15 protein-coding genes and 1 tRNA gene are annotated in these 18570 nt (G+C 67.6%); 9 read left to right on the top strand and 7 right to left on the bottom strand.

Annotation, left to right across the window (positions count from 1 at the left end):
- The first annotated feature begins 121 nt into the window (after positions 1 to 121).
- From ABIC51_RS24585 to ABIC51_RS24555, 7 genes are all read left to right on the top strand, one after another.
- A tRNA-Arg gene (locus ABIC51_RS24585) sits at positions 122 to 197 on the top strand.
- Entirely contained in the window at positions 168 to 437 is a 270-nt protein-coding gene (locus ABIC51_RS24580; protein ID WP_124533368.1) for a hypothetical protein, read from the top strand. The genes ABIC51_RS24585 and ABIC51_RS24580 overlap by 30 nt, the downstream gene beginning before the upstream one ends.
- On the top strand, positions 434 to 751 hold the full coding sequence (locus ABIC51_RS24575) for a helix-turn-helix domain-containing protein (protein WP_354006667.1): 318 nt from the start codon (positions 434 to 436) through the stop codon (positions 749 to 751). Before ABIC51_RS24580 ends, ABIC51_RS24575 begins: the two co-directional genes overlap by 4 nt.
- A 148-nt stretch (positions 752 to 899) precedes the next feature.
- Positions 900 to 2555 (top strand): TIGR04222 domain-containing membrane protein, encoded by a 1656-nt coding sequence (locus tag ABIC51_RS24570; RefSeq protein WP_175900220.1) that lies wholly within the window; start codon positions 900 to 902, stop codon positions 2553 to 2555.
- A gap of 421 nt (positions 2556 to 2976) precedes the next feature.
- Positions 2977 to 3720, top strand: a complete 744-nt coding sequence (locus ABIC51_RS24565; protein WP_060205277.1) for an LbetaH domain-containing protein — start codon at positions 2977 to 2979, stop codon at positions 3718 to 3720.
- A gap of 39 nt (positions 3721 to 3759) precedes the next feature.
- A complete protein-coding gene (locus ABIC51_RS24560) occupies positions 3760 to 5700 on the top strand; it encodes a tetratricopeptide repeat-containing glycosyltransferase family protein (RefSeq protein ID WP_175900217.1) in 1941 nt (646 codons plus the stop codon).
- Between the two features lie 92 nt (positions 5701 to 5792).
- Positions 5793 to 6455: an acetyltransferase gene (locus tag ABIC51_RS24555; RefSeq protein WP_027788661.1), complete on the top strand. Its 663-nt coding sequence runs from the start codon at positions 5793 to 5795 to the stop codon at positions 6453 to 6455.
- A gap of 10 nt (positions 6456 to 6465) precedes the next feature.
- Here ABIC51_RS24555 and vioA read toward each other — a convergent pair whose 3' ends face one another.
- From vioA to ABIC51_RS24530, 5 genes are all read right to left on the bottom strand, one after another.
- On the bottom strand, positions 6466 to 7608 hold the full coding sequence (vioA, locus tag ABIC51_RS24550; RefSeq protein WP_027788660.1) for a dTDP-4-amino-4,6-dideoxy-D-glucose aminotransferase VioA: 1143 nt from the start codon (positions 7606 to 7608) through the stop codon (positions 6466 to 6468).
- A gap of 28 nt (positions 7609 to 7636) precedes the next feature.
- Positions 7637 to 9976, bottom strand: a complete 2340-nt coding sequence (locus tag ABIC51_RS24545; protein ID WP_146253992.1) for a tetratricopeptide repeat protein — start codon at positions 9974 to 9976, stop codon at positions 7637 to 7639.
- 244 nt (positions 9977 to 10220) lie between these two features.
- Positions 10221 to 10520, bottom strand: a complete 300-nt coding sequence (gene fliT, locus ABIC51_RS24540) for a flagellar protein FliT (protein WP_027788658.1) — start codon at positions 10518 to 10520, stop codon at positions 10221 to 10223.
- A gap of 25 nt (positions 10521 to 10545) precedes the next feature.
- Positions 10546 to 12054: a flagellar filament capping protein FliD gene (fliD, locus tag ABIC51_RS24535; RefSeq protein WP_060174978.1), complete on the bottom strand. Its 1509-nt coding sequence runs from the start codon at positions 12052 to 12054 to the stop codon at positions 10546 to 10548.
- Between the two features lie 132 nt (positions 12055 to 12186).
- Positions 12187 to 13341, bottom strand: a complete 1155-nt coding sequence (locus tag ABIC51_RS24530; protein ID WP_021161125.1) for a flagellin — start codon at positions 13339 to 13341, stop codon at positions 12187 to 12189.
- 520 nt (positions 13342 to 13861) lie between these two features.
- Between ABIC51_RS24530 and rpsU the strand changes: the two genes are divergently transcribed.
- Positions 13862 to 14074, top strand: a complete 213-nt coding sequence (gene rpsU, locus ABIC51_RS24525) for a 30S ribosomal protein S21 (RefSeq protein WP_006401410.1) — start codon at positions 13862 to 13864, stop codon at positions 14072 to 14074.
- A gap of 151 nt (positions 14075 to 14225) precedes the next feature.
- On the opposite strand, the gene ABIC51_RS24520 is transcribed toward rpsU, so the two are convergent.
- Positions 14226 to 16349, bottom strand: coding sequence for a TonB-dependent siderophore receptor (locus tag ABIC51_RS24520; protein ID WP_354006666.1), 2124 nt, complete (start codon positions 16347 to 16349; stop codon positions 14226 to 14228).
- A 227-nt stretch (positions 16350 to 16576) separates the two neighbouring features.
- Between ABIC51_RS24520 and ABIC51_RS24515 the strand changes: the two genes are divergently transcribed.
- Positions 16577 to 17812: a PepSY-associated TM helix domain-containing protein gene (locus ABIC51_RS24515; protein WP_175900211.1), complete on the top strand. Its 1236-nt coding sequence runs from the start codon at positions 16577 to 16579 to the stop codon at positions 17810 to 17812.
- Positions 17813 to 17947: 135 nt separating this feature from the next.
- Here ABIC51_RS24515 and ABIC51_RS24510 read toward each other — a convergent pair whose 3' ends face one another.
- Positions 17948 to 18550, bottom strand: coding sequence for a DNA-3-methyladenine glycosylase I (locus ABIC51_RS24510; protein WP_059490251.1), 603 nt, complete (start codon positions 18548 to 18550; stop codon positions 17948 to 17950).
- Positions 18551 to 18570: the final 20 nt, after the last annotated feature.

Below are 18570 nucleotides of genomic sequence, written 5' to 3'. Positions count from 1 at the left end.
CACGCAGCGCGGTGCGGCGGGGATTCGTCGGGCAAGGTGGACGCGTCATGGGAAACCGGGTATCCTTGCCGTCTTGCCAATCGTGGGCGGCCTGTATATTGGGGTCGTTTCACTGTCACACGCGCCCGTAGCTCAATGGATAGAGTACTGCCCTCCGAAGGCAGGGGTTGCTGGTTCGATCCCAGCCGGGCGCGCCAAAACATGCCTGTTCAGGCGCTTGGCGGTTTCGCCATCTCATCCGCATCACCATTTCCCCGCTTGCAGTAATATTCCGGCCGGCTATCAGCATGGCGGTTTCCGATCGCGTGCATTCGACCGGGCGAAACCTTGCACCGATGTCGTTCGACGCACCCGAAGCCCGCCTGAAACGCCGATTGAACATGTCGACCGAAACGACGAACAGCCGCCCGGAAACCGGCGCCGCGATCACCGCATGAGCAAATCCCTCCCAGTCCAGATCATCAACGGCCCGGACGGCGCGCCAGCCTTCGTCGTGATTCCGTACGCGGACTATGTCGCGCAGCGGTGCGCCGCACGCGACCTGATTCCGCACGAGCTCGTGACGCGCGTCGTGTTCGACGGAAGCTCGCCCGCGCGCGCGTGGCGCGAGCATCTCGGCCTGACGCGGGCCGAGGTCGCGCGGCGGATCGGCATCAGTCGCTCGGACTACGCCAAACAGGAAAAGCGCGAGAAGCTGCGCAAGAAGGTTGCGGCCGCGCTCGACATCACGATCGCGCAGCTCGATTTCTGACTTTCTGACCCGCGGCGCAGCGCCGCAAGCGGCCCTGCATGCAGGCCCGGCATGCCGTCGCGCCGCCTCGCCGATGTGCGAGAATCCCGCGCAACGACAACTCCAAGCGTCGATCGCGGCGGCCGTCCGCGCATCGCGCCGACTCCCGATGGCTGCCATTCCGTCTACCTCGACCGCAGTCGATGCCCGCGCGCTGACCGATGCTCAGCACGCGCTGCTCGCGCGTCTGCACGCGTATTCCCCTGACGACCCGAACGCGCCGCTGCCGTACAGCCGGCGTCTTGCCGAAGCCGAAGGCTGGTCGCATGCGCACGCGCTGGCCGTGATCGACGAATACAAGCGCTTCGCGTTTCTCGCGCAGGCGGCCGGACACCCGGTCACGCCGTCGGTCGCGATCGATGCCGCGTGGCATTTCCACCTGCAATACACGCTCGAATACTGGGACGTCTTCTGCGCCGGCGTGCTGCGCGCGCAACTGCATCACATGCCCGGCACGGGCGCGCCGGACGAGGCCGCCGTGTACGCGCAGCGTTATCGCGACACGCTGGACAGCTATCGCCGGTTGTTCGGCTGCGAGCCGCCGGAGTTGATCTGGCCGCGGCCTGCCGGCCTGCGTGCCGCATCCGGATCGCTGCCCCCGGAACCGTCGGCCGCGAACGGGGCGGGGGACGCGAATTCGCCGGCCGCCGTGCCGGCGCGCAGGACCTGGCGCGACCGGCTGCCGAAACTCGCCTGGCCGGCTGCCGCCGCGAGCGTCGCGGCGACCTGCGCATCGGCGCAGGACTTCAACGTGCTGAACTACGCGGGGCCGCAGTTTCTCGCGTTCTATGTGCCGGCGTGCGTCGTCGCGTTGTTGTTGATCGTCGTGCTTCAGGCGATCGAGTTCCGCTGTCGACGCTGGGGCGGGCGTACGCGCAAGGCGTCGGCCGACCTGAGCACCGACGAAGTCGCCTATCTCACCGGCGGCGAGGCACGGGTCGCCCAGGTCGTGACGATGTCGCTCGCGCAGGCGGGCGCGGTCGACCTGTGGACCGCCCCCGGGCAGGGCGGCTACGTGCAGATCGCCGACATGGAACGTGCGGGGCGCCATGACGACCACTGCGCGTGGCTCAAGGAGCAGCCGTCCGGCACCGTGAGCTACGACGTGTTTCGCAAGCGACTCGCCGGGTATGCGCAGGAGGTCGTCGACGGAATGCGCGCACAAGGCTGGCTGTGGGCACCCGGCGAGATGCGCGCGTCGCGCCTGGCCGCGCGTGCGATCGTGCTGATCGTACTGGGCACGGGGGCCGCGAAACTCGCGATCGGCCTGAGCCGCGGGCGGCCCGTGTTGCTGCTCGCGGTCTGCATGGTGGTGTTCGCGGTCGCGTACCGGATCGTCGTGCGGCGGCTGACCGGTTTCGGGCGCGGTGGGGCGACGGCTGCCGGGCGGGCCGCGCTGCTTGCGCGCCGGATCGCGCACGATCCGCGCGCCGCGCGAAATCCGCAGCGCCCGCAATCCTCGCAACCCGATGCGCACGCAACGCAGCAGACGCAGGACCGCGAACGCGACGACCCGGACCCGTTGTTGTGGACTGCCGCGCTGTTCGGTGCGGGTGCGCTGGCCGGCACCGCTTGGTCGGTGTATTCGCAAACCGTGCAGACCGCGTCGCGGATGTCGTCGCTCGCCGCCCTGAAAGCGGGCAGCGGTAGTTCGTTCGATGCATCGGACAGCAGTTGCTCGTCGTCGAGCTGCAGTTCGTCGAGTTCGTGCAGTTCCAGCTCTTGCAGTTCGAGTAGTTGCGGCGGGTGTTCGTCGAGTAATTGAGTGCGGGAGAGTGAGCGGCGCGCACCGTTGGTGAAGGCGGCGGCAGCACATCGCCACGGCGGCCGGCTCCGGTGACGGAACGTGCTGGCCGGATCGAAGCGGCGCCTCCGCCGACGTGTGAGCATCACGAAGGAAAACCGGGCGCCAATGCCCGAGCGCCGAATGATGCACGCACCCGTCATCGGCCGGCGACGGCAATTCCACGCCCACGCGCGCCGCATCCGGGCCGCGGACGCGAGACCCCACCAGCCCCTATCTCCGGAACAGAAGCCAGAACGCCGTTCTTATTCGTTGTCGGTTGCCGTCGCCGGCTTTCTATACTGCATCGTCCCTGTTCGTGGCCGATGTGCCGCGACGTTTTCCACCGCCGTTTCGAGCGGCCCGGCATCGAGCCGCCGCACCGGCACACTTGCGACCGCGAATGAACGTTACGACCTCCGACGATTGTATTGGCGTGCTGCCTGACCATCCGTGGGCGAAGCATTTCATCGTGCTCGGCTACCGGGATGGTGCCTTTTCGGCGATTCCGAACAATTTTTTCCGCAACTGGGTCGATGAAGAGGCGCCGATGGGGACGTGTCATATCGGCCGGTGCTCGTCGATCGGTGTGGGTTCGATCGCAAAGTACGATCGGGACGTTCAGAAACTCGTGATCGGCAAGCACGTGGCTGGCGGAATGCGTCTGCGATTCCTGTTGAATGGCCAGCACGAGATCCGGACCATTTCCACGAGCCTGTTCAGCCTCTACGGTAACGGCCTCGAGAATCCGCCGATGCCGCAATACGCGGACACCGTGATCCACAACGACGTCTGGATCGGCGACGAAGCGCTGTTTCTCGGTGGCAGTCAGATCGAGAGCGGATGCGTGATCGGCGCGCGGGCCGTCATCCCGCCCAATTTCCGCACCGAGGCGTACGGCATCTATGCCGGCTCGCCGGCCCGTCTGGTGCGCTTCCGTTTCACGGAAAAAGTGCGCGAACGACTGCTGCAGCTCGCGTGGTGGGACATGCCGCTCGACTGGATCAAGCAGAACAACGATGCATTTCTGGTCGATCTCACCGCCGACGAAGGGCGTGCACTCGACACGCTCGCGGCGCTCCAGGAAGCCAGGGACCGGGCCGTCAGCCAGCCGGGCCAACCGGCCGCCGTGCCGGCGTCCGTCTGAACGTCCGTTCGCGCCGCGCGCCGTGCGGCGCCGCATGACATGACCCCTGCTTCCGACGAATCCGCGCTGGTTCAACACGCCGCAACCCGGTGCCAGAACGGACAGTTCGCCGACGCGCTGTCGCTCGTCGCGCCCCTGCTCGGCCGGCCGGCGCCGGCAGTCGCGGCGCTGCACATCGCGGCCGTCTGCGCGCTCGGCCTGAACCGGCTGGCCGACGCGGAAGCATGGTGGCGGCGCGCGATCGACGCGATGCCGGCGTTCGAGCCGGCCAGCGACGGCCTCGGCGCGTTGCTCGTGTCGCAAGGGCGCCTGGCCGATGCCGAGGCGCTCCTGCGCCGGCAGCTCGCGTCCGTCACGCCGCTGCGGGCGTCGCACCATCACCGGTTCGGCAAGGTGCTCGAAGCGCTCGGCCGGCTCGATGAAGCCGAGCAGGCATTCGGGCAGGCACTGCTGATCGAGCCGCAGTCGGCCGACGTGCTGACCGATCTCGGCAACCTGTTGCGTGTGCTCGGCCGCCACGCCGAAGCGGAACTCGCCTACCGGCTCGCGATTACCGTGCGCACCGACTCCGTGCTTGCGCACGCCAATCTCGGCGCGATCCTCGTCGACATGCAGCGGCTGCCGGAAGCGGAAGCCGCCAGCCGCCAGGCGCTCGCGCTGTGCCCGGATCACCCGGAGGCGCACTACAACCTCGGCGTCGCGTTGCAGAACCTCGATCGCCTGCCGGAAGCCGAAGCGGCCTATCGCGACGCGATCCGTTGCCGTCCCGGCCTGCCGCAGCCGCACAACAATCTCGGCTGCGTCCTGCGCGCGCAGGGTCGTCACGACGAAGCGATGGCCGTGTTCGCCGAGGCACTGTCGCTCGCTCCGGACATGGCCGAAGTGCACTACAACCTCGGCACCACGTTCGCGCATGCCGGCCGCCACGACGACGCCGAACGCGCGTACCGCCGCGCGCTCGAACTGCGTGCGGACTATGGCGATGCGCGTTTCGGCCTGGCGACGCTGTTGCTCGGCCTGGGCCGGTTCGAAGAAGGCTGGCGGCGCTACGAATCGCGCTACGAACACACGGCGTTCGTGCACCGCCGGACCCGCGAGGTGCTGCGGTGCGCGCAGTGGCAGGGCGAGCCGCTCGTCGGCAAGACGCTGCTCGTCTGGCAGGAAGACGGCCTGGGCGACATGCTGCAGTTCAGCCGCTATTTCGCGGAATTTCGTGAGCGGCACGCGGCGCGCGTGGTGTTCGCGTGCCAGCCCGCGCTGCATCGGCTGATGGCGACGGTCGACGGCGTCGACGCGGTGCTCGATCACGAGACGGCGACGGCGCAAGCCGCGCAGTTCGATTACTGGACGAGCCTGCTGAGCGCGCCGATGCACGCGGGCACGACACTCGACACGATCCCGCCGCCGGTGCGGCTCACGCCCGATCCGGCCCGCGTCGCGCGCTGGCGCGCAAGCCTCGATGTATTGCCGGCCGGCCCGCGCGTCGGCCTCGTGTGGAAAGGCAACCCGAAGCATCACAACGACGCGCACCGCTCGCTGCCGTCGCTTGCGTTGCTGACGCCGCTTTGGAGCGTGCCGGGGGTGAATTTCGTGAGTCTGCAGAAAGGGCAGGGCGAGGACGAGGCGCGTCAGCCGCCGGGCGGCCTGCCGTTGCTGCATCTGGGCTCGGAGATCGACGATTTCGCGGATACGGCCGCGATCGTCGCGCAACTCGATCTCGTGGTGTGCGTCGACACGTCCACCGCGCATCTGGCCGCGTCGCTCGGCAAGCCTTGCTGGGTGCTGCTGCCGAATCAGGACGTGGACTGGCGCTGGATGCACGGCCGCGACGATTCGCCGTGGTATCCGGGCACGGTGCGGCTGTTCCGGCGCGGGCGCGACGAGAGCTGGATCCGGTTGGCCGAGCGCTTGCGGGCGGCGTTTGCCGCGCATTTTGCAGCTGGTCGCGTGACGGCGGACGAGACGGCGCAGGTCGTCTGACATGATGGCGCGCGCCGCGCGGGTATGGCGACGCGGCATACTGCGGGGAACGCGGCAAGGCCGCCCCTGCTTTCAGATCAATCGAGGCCCTTGTGGAAAACATCGTCATCGTCGGCTCGTCCGGTCACGCCAAGGTCGTGATCGACATCGTCGAACAGGCTGGCCGGTACCGGATCGCCGGGCTGATCGATTCGTTCCGGCCCCGCGGCGAGGAGACCCTCGGCTACGCGGTGCTGGGCGCCGAACGCGACCTGCCGGATCTGGTCGGTGCGCACGGCATCGCCGGGCTGCTGGTCGCCATCGGCGACAACCACGCGCGCGAGAACGTGACTGCCGCTCTCGCGGCGCTCGTGCCGGGCCTGCCGTGCGTGTCGGCGGTGCATCCGGCCGCATGCATCGGCAAGGCGTCGACGATTGGCGCGGGGACGGTCGTGATGGCCGGCGCGGTGATCAACCCGTGCTGCACGATCGGCAGCGGGTGCATCGTCAATACGAACGCGTCGCTCGATCACGACGGCACGATGGAGGATTTCTCGAGCCTCGCGCCAGGCGTCGTCACGGGCGGCAACTGCCGGATCGGCCGCGGCGCGGCGATCGGCCTCGGTGCGATGCTGCGGCACCGGATCGCGGTGGGCGAGCACGGCGTCGTGGGCGCGGGCGCGGTCGTGCTGCACGACGTCGAGCCGTACACCGTCGTGTACGGCAACCCGGCCCGCCGGATCCGCGCGCGCGCGGCCGGCGAGCGTTACCTGTAGGCGTCGCGCGTCAGCGCGCGATCAGCTCGACGATACGGCGGACCATGTCGTCGGTGAGCGCCGGGTAGATCGGCAGGCACAGCACCTTGCGCGCGGCCTCGGTCGCGACGGGCAGGTTGTCGCGGTTGGCGGACGGCAGCCCGCGGTACATCGGGAATTCCGAAATCAGCGGATGGAAGTAGCGGCGCGCGTACACGTCGTAGTCGCGCAGCTTCCGGTACAGCCCGTCGCGATCGAGCGGGTAGTCTTCGTCGACGAGGATCGCGAAATACGCGTGGTTCGCGACGGTCTGGCCGCCGAGCGGCACGCAGCGGATGCCGCGCACGTCGGCGAGCAGCGTGCGGTACAGCGTGTCGATTTCGCGGCGGCGCGCGAGTGCGCCGTCGATGTGCTGCAACTGCAGCATCCCGAACGCGGCGTTGATTTCGCTCATCTTGCCGTTGATGCCGGGCGCGACGACCGTGACTTCGTCGACGAAACCGAAGTTCTTCAGGTGGTCGATCCGTTGCTTGGTCTTCGCGTCGGGGCAGATGATCGCGCCGCCTTCGAACGTGTTGAACACCTTCGTCGCGTGGAAGCTCAGCACCGACAGATCGCCGTGGGTGAGCACGCTGCCGGTGGTGTTCTGCACACCGAACGCATGCGCGGCGTCATAGATCACGCGCAGGTTGTAGTTGTCGGCGATCTTCTGGATTGCGTCGACATCGCACGGATTGCCGTAGCAGTGCACAGGCATGATCGCGGTGGTCTGCGGCGTGATCGCCGCCTCGATGCGCGCGGGGTCCAGGTTGAGCGTGCCGGGCGTGACGTCGACGAATACCGGCTTGATGCCGTTCCACAGCAGCGAATGCGCGGTGGCGACGAACGAATACGGCGTCGTGATCACTTCGCCGTTGATGCGCAGCGCCTGCAGCGCGGTGACGAGCGCGAGCGTGCCGTTCGCGAACAGCGACAGGTGCGGCACGCCGAGATACTCGCACAGCGCGCGCTCGAACTGCTGGTGGAACGGGCCGCCGTTGGTCAGCGTGCGGCTCTCCCAGATCTTCTCCAGGTACGGCAGGAATTCGTCGAGCGGCGGCAGGTGCGGCTGCGTGACGTAGATGCGTTCGTGCGGCAGTTGCGCGACGGACGACGCGGGCAGGCTGGCGGTCATGATGGTCTCTCTCGATCTGACGTGAGGTTCAGGCCTCTGCCGCGGCCTGTGCGGTGGTCGTGTCGTCGAACAGCGGCGTATCGAATGCGGTCGCGGGTTCGCCCGCGCACCAGCGGGTCCACATCGTGCGCAGCGCCGACGACAGCCCGGCCGCGACGACAGCCGGCCGGAACGCGGCGGACTCTCCGCAGCGCGCTCGCAGGCCGGCGCGAAGCGCCTGCAGCGCGGCGGTGTCGCGGCCGAGCGCCAGCGCCCTCGCGACGAAGTCGTCCTCGTCGGTCGCGATGTACGCGTCGAGCCCGACGTGCTGCAGCCAGCCCGCGCTGCCGCGCCCGGCCATCGTCGCGCCGGGGATCGTCACGGTCGGTACGCCCATCCACAGCGCGTTCAGCGTGGTCGTCGAACCGGTGTACGGGAACGCGTCGAGACAGAGGTCGACGCCGTGATGCTGCTGCATGTAGACGGGAATGTTCGAGCGCCGGTGGAACGTCAGGCGGCCGGCATCGATGCCGGCGGCTGCGAACCATTCGGTCAGCGTCTGCTGGTCGCCGTCGTTGCCGATCGCGCCGAGCGCCATGCGTGCGGTCGGGTCCGCATGCAGCACGCGCGCCCAGACCTCGATCACGTGCGGGCTCAGCTTGTTCAGGCGGTTGAAGCTGGCGTACGTCGTATAGCCGTTGTGCAGCGCCGGCAGCACGTTGACGGGCGGGCAGTTCGGCGGCGGCATGAACGGCGCGATCGCGGGCAGCCGCACGATCTGCTCGACGAACTGGTCGTCGAATGCGCCGTGCGGCGCGACGAAGCGGTCCGTCAGGTAGTAGTCCATCGCGGTGAGGCCGGTCGTGGCCGGATAGCCGATCCACGACGCCTGAACCGGCGCGGCGCGCTGCGCCAGCGCAACGAGCCGGTTGCGGCCGGTATGGCCCGACAGGTCGATCACGATGTCGATGCCGTCGTTGCGCACGCGTTCGAGGAAGGCCGAGTCGCTCATGCCGGTGACGTTGCGCCAGGTCGTGGCGTGGGCCTTGAAGCGCTCGGACGTGTGATCTTCCTCGAAGTGATTGTGATAGAAGTGCATCGCAATGCCGGGGTCGGCCGCGAGATGCTCGATCACGGGCACCGCGTAGGAGGCGACTGCGTGGCTGTACAGGTCGCCCGACACGAAGCCGACCTGCAGCTTGCGCGCCGGATCGCGCGGGTTCGAGAACACGGCCGCACGCTTGCGCTTTTGATTGTCGTAGCGCTCGCCGAACTTGCGGTGCTCCGCCACGAGCGCCTGCGGATCGAATTCGCTGCTGTGCGCGATACAGAACAGCATGCTGCTATGGGTGACGCTGTCGGTCGGGTTGATTTCGATCGCGCGCTTCAGCCAGCCTATCGCTTTCTGCGTTGCGCCCAGTTCGAGCAGCACGAAGCCGAGCGTGCCGCACGGCGCGGCCGCGCCGGGCGCGAGTTCGACCGCACGCCGGCAGGCCGCGAGCGCTTCATCCGTGCGGCGCAGCGCGAACAGCACGAGACCTCGGATCCGCATGGCCTCCGGGTGATCGGGCTGAAGCTGGTACAGGCGCATGCACTGCTCGTCGGCTTCCGCGAGACGGTTCATCGCCCGCAGCGTATCGGCCAGCAGGATGCGCACGAGGACTTCGTTCGGCAGCAATTCGACCGTGCGCAAGCCGGCCTCGATCATCTCCGGGAAGCGGCCTTCCCGGTGAAGCGAGGCGGACAGCGCGCGCCAGCATGCGCCGTCTTCCGGATAGTCGGCGACCAGTTTTCGTGCAAGCGCGGTGGCTTCCGCGTGCCTGTTCTTGTCGAACAGCGCTGCGTGCTTTTGCAGCAGCGTCTGATTGGGGCGGCGGGCAGACTTGCCTGAGTCGCTCCGCCCGGCCGCGGTTTCCAGGACGATCGCCGCGTCGATGCCGCTTGGGGCGGCCGCGACCGCTGCAGTTGCGAGCACGATGTCGGGTGACGCCAACTGGGCGATCAGGCCGTTCAGCGCGGGGCCGTGCACGCCGCGCTGCTGCGCGATTTCGACCGCGATCCACGCGGCGGCCGTCTGCCCGCTGCGATGCAGCGCGTGAATGTAGCTGACCCAGTAGTAGCCGTTGTCCGGGCTCGCGCCGAGGGCGGCTTCGAAATGCGGCACCGCGTCGGCCGCGTGGCCCGTATCGGCCAGCAGCACCGCGAGGTTGTAATGCGCATCCCCATGCGCGGGCACCGCGTCGAGGATGGCCTCGTACAGCGCCCGGGCGTCGTCGAACGCGCCGCTGCGATGGCGCTCGAGCGCGTTGTCCATGACGAGCGCAATGTCCTGCGCAAGCTGCTGTTCGGGCGTGAGCGCGGCGGAGGCGGGCAGTTCGGTCGAGAACATGATGGGATCTGCGGAAAGTCGGTCGATACCATTATGGGTAGCGTGCCGCTGCGCCGATACCGCGAGATGACGGTAAAAGCCCGGTCAGTTTGGCCGATTGAACGGCCCGCCGCGGGGCCGGGCGGCACCCCAAAAAAAACGCCCGCACGAGGCGGGCGGAGGCGAACGAGCACGCCCTCACATCAGCGCGTAGTTCTTGTTGTCAGGTTGGCGGCGCGCGCGTGTCGGCGCCGCGTGGCGCGATTTAACGGCTCGCGATGCTCTGGTACTGGCCGACGGCCTGCACGCGGCCCATCGCTGCCTGGTATTCGTTGGTCAGCTCCTGCTGCGCGCGTTGCGCATCGGCGAAGATGCGCGCGTTGCTGGCCTGAATCCGGCGGATCGCGGCGATGCCGGCCGGCGGCTGATCGGCCGCGAGCGACGCAACGAGCGGCTCGCGCAGGTCGACGAGGCGCGCCGCCTCGATCCAGTCGGCCATCGCGGCCGCATGTTCGATCGCGTCGGTGAGCGCGTCGAGCTGGGCGATCAGTTCGGTCTGTTCCATCGTGGCTCTCCTGTCCGGCCGGCGGTCAGCTCTTGTTGCTCGACAGCGCGCCGGCACTGTTCGTGCCGCCGAACAGCTGCGTCAGGTACTGCGAGTTGCTGTTCATCGTCGCCATCAGCGTGTTGAGCGCGGTGAATTGCGCCTGGTACTGGCTGGTCAGCTGCGCGACGTAGTTCGACAGGTTGGTCTGCTGCGTGGCGACGCTTTTCAGGTCGTTGTTGAGCGCGGTCGTGCGTGCGGCGATCAGCCCGCCCGTCTGCGTGTAGTTCGTGATGTCCTTCGTCAGCTGCTGGCCGATCCCGTTCGTCGAGTTGAACAGCGATGCGACGCCGGTCGGGTTGTTCTGCAGTGCGGAGTTGAGCGCGGTGCTGTCGACCTGCAGCGTGCCGTCGGCCTGCAGCGTGACGCCGATCGACGCGAGGTTGACCGTCGAGCCGTTGCTGCTCACGCCGCCCGCGACGACCGACGCGAGTGCGTTGCGGATCGTGTTCAGCGTCGAGTCGCCGAGCAGCGGGCCTTGCGACGACGCGCCGGCCGTGAAGCTCGACAGCGAGCCCATCGTCGTGACGAGCGTGTTGTAGAGCGTCACGAAGTTGTTGATCGCCGACGCTTGCGTCTTCGTGTCGGTGGCGACCGTCAGCGTTTGCGGCTGCGTGCCGCTGACGGCGGCCGAGGTCAGGTTCAGCGTGACGCCGGTGATCGCGCCCGTCACGGTGTTGCTCGCGCTCGTCGCGGCGATGCCGTTGATCGTGAAGGCGGCGTCCTGCGCGGCGGTGCTTTGCTTCCAGGCGGCGCTGCTGTTGGCGGACGCAATGGACGACTGGCCGCCCGTCGTGCTGGCCGTCGACGTGACGCCGAGGCTGGAGAGGCCGTTGTCGCCGGTCACGTTGCTGACCGTGACGCTGATCGCATTCGCCGCGCCGGTTGGCGTCGAGCTGAGCACGAGGTGCGCGCCGTCGCTGCCGTTGACGACGGACGCGACGATGCCCGGGTTGCCGGTCGTGTTGTTGATCGCGGCGGCGATGCCGGACAGCGTGTTGTTGTTGCTGCCCACGTTGACCGTGAACGACTTGCTGCCGAGCGACAGCGTCATCGTGCCGGTGCCGAGCGTCGTCGACGCACCGAACGCGGCCGACGACAGCGACTGCGACGTTGCGATCTGCGTGACGCCGACCGAATAGCTGCCGGCGACGGCGCCGGCGCCCGCGGTCGCGGTCAGGCCGGTGCCGCTCGCGGTGGCGGTGAAGGTGTTCTGCAGCGAGCCGTTCGACAGTGTCGTGACGCCGGCCTGGAGTGCGCTCAGCGCGGCCGAAAGGGCGCCGTACGCGGAAATCTGGGTGTTGTCGCTGGCCTGCTGCGCGCTGAGCGCGGCGGTCTGGCCGGCGGTCTTCGCATTGACGAGTGCCGTCACGAGCGAGTTGACGTCCATCGACGAGTTGCCGGTCGATCCGCTGATGATCGATTGGGCAGCCTGTTGCAGCGCGCTGTTGGCCGAGCTGTTGGCGGCGGTGACGGCGGGATTGATCGTCGACATCGTAGTGCTCCGTGCGGCGGGTAGTCCGTGAAATTCTGGATAAGGACCTGGCGGCGGGGCAACGCCCCGCGCGCCAAGTGACGACGGCCGGGCCGCGCGTTACGCGGGGCCCGGCCGTGGGTTGCTACGCGATTACTGCAGGAGCTTCAGGACCTGCTGCGGCAGCGAGTTTGCCTGTGCGAGCACCGAGATGCCAGCTTGTTGCAGCACCTGGTTCTTCGACATGTTCGCGGTTTCCTGCGCAAAGTTCGCGTCGGTGATCTGCGACTGTGCCGACGACAGGTCGGTCGATTCTGCCTGCTGCGCCGTGGCGATTGCCGTGAAGCGGTTTTGTGCCGCACCGAGCTGTGCCTGAACGTTGTTCACCGTTTGCAGCGCGTTGTCGATCGACACCATCGCAACGTTCGCACCGCTGACGGTGCTGATGTCGAGGCCCGACACGGTTGCCGGCTTGTTGACGGCGTTGATCTGCGCAACTGCGTTCGTGATTGCGGTGAGCGCCGCCGACGACATGCTCGTGCTGGTTGCGCTCGCTTGAATCGACAGATTGCCGACTGCCGTGCCGTTGCTGGTCGTTGCGCTTGCGCCGAACACGGACTGAGCAACGGTTTGCGCGATGGCGCCGCCGTTCTGGTCGGTGAACGTGTAGCCACCTTGACCGTCCGACAGCACGTTGATCGCGGTAATCGCCGCGCCCGACGACGTGTACACGCCGGCGGTGTCGAGGCTCAGGCCCGTCACCGTACCGACCGTCTGACCCTTCTGCACCAGGCCGCCGCCGATCTTGGCAGCCGACATGCTTTGGCTCAGGTCCAGCGAAATCGTCTGACCGACGTTCGCGCCGACCTGGAACGACACGATGCCTGCGTTGCCGTTCAGGATGTTCGTGCCGTTGTACGTCGTTTGCGACGCGATACGGTTCACTTCCTGGATCTGCTGCGCAACTTCCTGTTGCAGTGCCGCCTGGTCGGTCGAGGACATCGTGCCCGTCGATGCCTGGACGGCCAGCTGGCGGATACGTTGCAGGCTGTTCGTCAGCGACGACAGTGCGCTCGATGCCGTTTGAATCATCGACACGCCGTCGTTCGCGTTCGACACGCCCTGGTTCAGACCGTTGATCTGGGTCTGCATCCGGGTCGAGATCGCGAGGCCTGCTGCGTCGTCTGCCGCGCTGTTGATGCGCTTGCCCGACGACAGGCGGGTGATTGCCTGGGACAGGGCGTTTTGCGAGCCGTTGAGGTTCTGCTGTGCAACCAGCGAGTTGATGTTGCTGTTAATTCCGAGCATGGAAAAATCTCCTGTGTAAGCCGAAAGCCCTGGAAAGCCGTTTTGGCGTCGGCGGAAGCACTCGTTCATTGCTGGCCGCCTCAGAGCAGGATTTCGGCGCACCAAAACAAAACTTGAGGGGCGCGTTGAGATTCGGCCCGATTTTTTATCCTTCTTTGTCATTTCGGACCGATCCGGCGCGATGCCGGATGGACGGGGCTTAAGGGCGGTCTCGCCACGCAGTCGTTCGCCTGTGCACACGCAATCGACAAAAGGGTGGTTTTGTCTGTGATTCCCTGCTATGATGGCGGGCTGAATTGAGATTTCTGTCAAGCCTCTGCCGTTTTCGGCGTGTCTGCTGGCAGTCAAACGCGGCGCTGCACGCGGCTTGTGAAGCGTACTCGCGGTGCTTTCCGCCTCTCTTTTCCGGCCTCCGAGGCCGTATTTCCGCTCGTTTCGCCTGTTTGTGGGGACGCTCGGATGGCCGGTGCGTGGCGCTTGGCCGCTACGTTTTTGACCGTTTAAGCAATTTAGGAACGACATGACGACGATTCTTCTGAAAGAAAACGAGCCGTTCGAAGTGGCGATTCGCCGCTTTCGCCGTGCTATCGAAAAAAATGGCCTGATCGCTGAACTGCGCGAACGCCAGTCCTACGAAAAGCCGACCGCAGTCCGCAAGCGCAAGAAGGCAGCAGCCGTCAAGCGCCTGCACAAGCGCCTGCGCAGCCAGATGCTGCCGAAGAAGCTCCACTAAGAGCGTCTGACGGTTCGCCGCGAAACGGCGGAGCGAGCTTCGAAAGAAGCCGCTCCGCCGTTTTGCTTTTGCGGCTCGGGAAAATCCCGAGGCCGCCGCGGTGCGGCCATGCCGGCCGGCAGCCGACGGCCTGCGGCCGCCGGCGCGGGGTTCAGAAGTCGATCTTCGCGCTCAGGCTCACCGTGCGCGGGTCGCCCGGCTTCACGTAGTCCGCGTACTGGTATTCCCAGTAACGGCGGTTCAGCACGTTGTCGATCGACGCGCGCAGCGTCACGTCGTGGCGGCCGATCCGCGTCAGGTAACGCGCCCCCGCATTGACGACGAGAAAGCCCGGGGCGTCGAGGCCGCCGGCCGCGCGCAGCGGCGTCGCGCCGGTGAATTTCGCATCGACGCCGAGCGTCAGCCCCGGCACGCCGGGTACCGCATAGCCGACGTCGCCGGCGAGCACGAAACGCGGTGCGCCCGCGACGCGGTTGCCGTTGTTGCCGATCCCGTTCGCGTACCACGCGTCGAGCAGCATCACGTCGACGCCCGCGTTCCAGCGCGCGCCGAATTTCGCGCGCGCACCGAACTCGATCCCCTGAATGACCGATTCGCCGTCCTGCACGTAGACGTTCGCCGCGTTCGCATATTCGGCGCTGCGCTCGATGCGGAACAACGCGGCCGTCGCGCTCCAGCGCGCGTGCTCGCTCTTGATCCCCAGTTCGTACTGTTTGCTGCGCAGCGGCTTGAGCACCTGGCCGGCGTTCGCGTAGACGTCGTTCACGCGGCTGCCGGGCTCGAGCGATTCGGCGTAGCTCGCGTACGCGGTGGTCGTCGGCGCGAGCTTGAACATCACCCCGAACGTCGGCGTCACCACGCCGTTCTGGCGATAGCCGGGATCCTCGGCGCCGCTCGCCTGGAACGAGCGCTGCTCGTAGTTCATGTAGCGCACGCCGGCGAGCACCGACCAGCGCGCCGTGAGCTGCACTGTGTCGCTCGCGAACAGCGATTTCTGCACGATCTCGCTCGTGCGGTACTGGACGAAGCCGTGCGGGCTGTCGTAGCGGTACGGATTCGGCGTATACAGGTTGCCGGCGCCGAGCGGCACGAACACGCTGTTCGCCGAATAGTCGTTCGCCTGCGTCTGCCACGACGCGCCGATCACGATCTGGTGGCTGAACGCTCCCGTGCGTACCTTGCCCTCGACCATCGCGCGCCACTGGCTGAAGCGGTGATCCTCCATCCCGACGTAGCGGCTGTCGGTGTAGTTGCCGGCTGCATCCTGCAGGTACAGCGTGCTTTCGTTGCGGCGGCGCGTCGCCTTGCTGTAGCTGTACGCGACGTCGAGCTGCCAGTCGGGCGCGAACTGGTACTGCAGCCCGGCCGTATAGAGCTGCAGGTTCGTGTTCAGGTACTGGTCCCTGCCGCCGAGGTTCGTCGTGCCGCCGCTGATCGTCGCGGGCAGCACGCCGCCTGGAAAGCTGCCGGTGAAGATCGACGGCGTCTGGCCCGTCGTGCGGCGATCCTGGTACAGCGCGCCGACATTCACCGACAGGTCGCGCGTCAGGTTCGCCTGCAGCGCGAGCGATACGCTGTCGCGGCGGATGTTGCCGTCGTTGTACGTCCCGCCTTCCTCGTGCGTCGCGTTCAGCCGCGCGCCGAACCTGCCGTCCGGCCCGAAGCGCTGGCCGAGATCGACGTGCTCGGTCCACACATGGGTGCTCCGGTAGCCGACGTCGACGCTGCGCACGGGTTCGGCGCCGGGCTGCTTCGTCACGTAGTTGACGACGCCGCCGGGCGTCACGAAGCCGTACAGGAAACCGCCGAGCCCCTTCAGCAGCTCGACGCGATCGAGCTGCTCGTACGGCATCGTGATCCCGTACGTGACGAACGGCAGCCCGTCGATCTTGTAGCCGTTCTGCCAGTCGAGCTGCATGCCGCGCACGGTCATGTAGCTGGCCCACGCGCTGTACGCGCCGCTGTTGTCGGACACCGACGCGTCGTTCGCGAACACGTCGCCGAGCTTGTACGGCTGGCGTGCCTCGAGTTCCTCCGACGTGACGATCGTCGTCGAGAACGGCGTGTCGAGCTGGCGGCGCGTGCCGAGCGCGCCGGTGGAGACCGTGTCGGTCAGGTGCTGCGGCGAGTCGTGCGCGGCCGTGACGTTGACGGCAGGCAGCACCGTGGCGCCGCCGGGAGAATCGTCCGCGTGCGCGAGCGACGCGGCAACGCAGGCAAGGGCGGCGGCCATGCGGCGTGGGCGGACGGGAGGGCGGGCGAGGCTGGTGGTCATCGTGGATAAGTAAAAATGCAAGTAAGAATCATTCGCATTGCGATAAAATGCCGCGCATCGTACCAAAACCCGTCGAACGCGCAACAATTCCATGCCGCGCGCAAGGGCATCCGGCCTCGCCAGCGACGGCCGGCACCGCTCGTGCGCGGCGCGTGACCTCAAATGACCTGCATTTCGTTGATCCGGGGCCGCTCGTGCCGGCCTGCTTTCCCTTTGCCGGGGGCGCGATGAATGCGTTCCTGCGACCGTTTCTCGTCCGCCTGCATCGCTGGTTCGGCCTCGCGATCGCGCTGTTCCTGTTCGTCGCGGGGCTGACCGGCGCACTGATCGCGTGGGACCACGAGATCGACGCGCTACTGAACCCGGACTTCTACACCGCACGCAGCGATGCGGCGCCGCTTGATCCGCTCGCGCTCGCGGCGCGCATCGAGGCCGCCGACCCGCGCGTGCAGGTGACCTATCTGCCGCTCGCGATCGAACCGGGCCATACGCTGCAGGCCGGCGTGATGCCGCGCACCGATCCGGCGACCGGCCGGCCGTACGCGCTCGACTTCAGCCAGATCGCCGTCGATCCCGCGACCGGCGCGGTGCAGGGGCGCCGCGAATGGGGCGCGCTGTCGCTCGCGCGGCTCGACCTGATGCCGTTCATCTACCGGCTGCACTATTCGCTGTTCCTGCCGGTGTACGGCGGGATCAACTTCGGGTTCTGGGTGATGGGCGTCGTCGGCATCGTGTGGGCGATCGACAGCCTGATCGCGCTCGTGCTCGCGTTTCCGAACCTGAAAAGCTGGCGCAAGTCGTTCGCGTTCCGTGTGCGGCGCGGCGGCTATCCGCTGGTGTTCGACCTGCACCGCTCGGGCGGCGTGTGGGTGTGGGGGCTGCTGCTGGTCGTCGCGGTCACGTCGATCTCGATGAATCTCGCCGTGCCCGTCGTGCGGCCGCTGGTATCGCTGGTGTCGCCGCTCGCCGAGACGCCGTACACGAACCCCGAACACTTCCCGCCCGCGCCGCCGGGCAGCACGATGCTGCGGCGCGAGCGGATCGTCGAGATCGCGCGCGCGGCCGGGCGCGACGCCGGGATCGCCGCGCCGCCCGGCGCGCTGCTGTTCGCGCCGGCGATGAATGCCTACGCGGTCGGGTTCTTCACGCCCGGCAACGATCACGGCGACGTCGGGCTCGGCAACGCGTGGCTCTACTGGGACGCGGTGACCGGCAAGCCCGTCGCCACCCAGGTGCCGGGCCGCGGCTCGGCCGGCGACCTGTTCATGCAGGCGCAGTTTCCGCTGCACTCGGGGCGGATCGCCGGCGTCGCGGGCCGCGCCGCGGTGAGCGTGCTCGGGATCGTCATCGCGATGCTGAGCGTGACGGGCATCTGCATCTTGGTGAAGAAGCGCAGCGCGCGCGTGCGGGCCGCACGCAGTGCGCGGGCGGTTGCGCCGGCGCCGTCGCGCGCCGCCAGGTGAGCGGTTGCGCGTTGCGCATCGTTTCGTGAGGGGGCGGCGGGCGGCCTGGCCGGAATTGCCGGCATAACCGGCATAACCGGCATAACCGCCGCAGGGCCGCGGCGAACGATGGGCGGCCGGCGGATGCCCGCGCCGTCAGCCCGCCTTGCGCCGGCGTGCCGGCTGCTTGCCGCCGAGCGCCGCGCATTGCGCGTGGCACGGGCAGCCGACCTCGTGATCGTTGACCATGCCGGTGGCCTGCATCAGCGCATAGCAGATCGTCGAACCGACGAACTTGCAGCCGTACGCCTTCAGCGCCTTGCTGAGCGCGTCGGACTGCTCGGTCGACGCGGGCGCGTCGCGGTACGACTGCCACGCGTTCTGGACCGGCGTGCCGCCGACGAACGACCACAGGAACGCGGCGAGCGACCCGTGCTCTTCCCGGATGCGCTGCACGGCACGCGCATTGGTGACCGCCGATTCGACCTTGGCGCGATTGCGCACGATGCCGGGATTCTCGAGCAGCTTTTCGATACGCTTCGGCGTGAAGCGCGCGACGGCATCGACGTCGAAATCCGCAAAGGCGTCGCGATAGCCCGCGCGCTTGTTCAGGATCGTCGACCACGACAGCCCGGCCTGTGCCCCTTCCAGGATCAGCATTTCGAACAGGTGGCGATCGTCGTGCGACGGCACGCCCCACTCGGTATCGTGATAGTGAGCATCCGCTTCAGTCTTCACCCAGTTGCACCGCTGCGACATCGTCTGCCTCGTTTTCAGTG

Source organism: Burkholderia sp. 572 (genome assembly GCF_040545135.1).
GTDB lineage: Bacteria > Pseudomonadota > Gammaproteobacteria > Burkholderiales > Burkholderiaceae > Burkholderia > Burkholderia cepacia.
The sequence above is the reverse complement of the archived record's forward strand: the minus strand, read 5'-3'. Positions and strand labels throughout refer to the sequence as shown.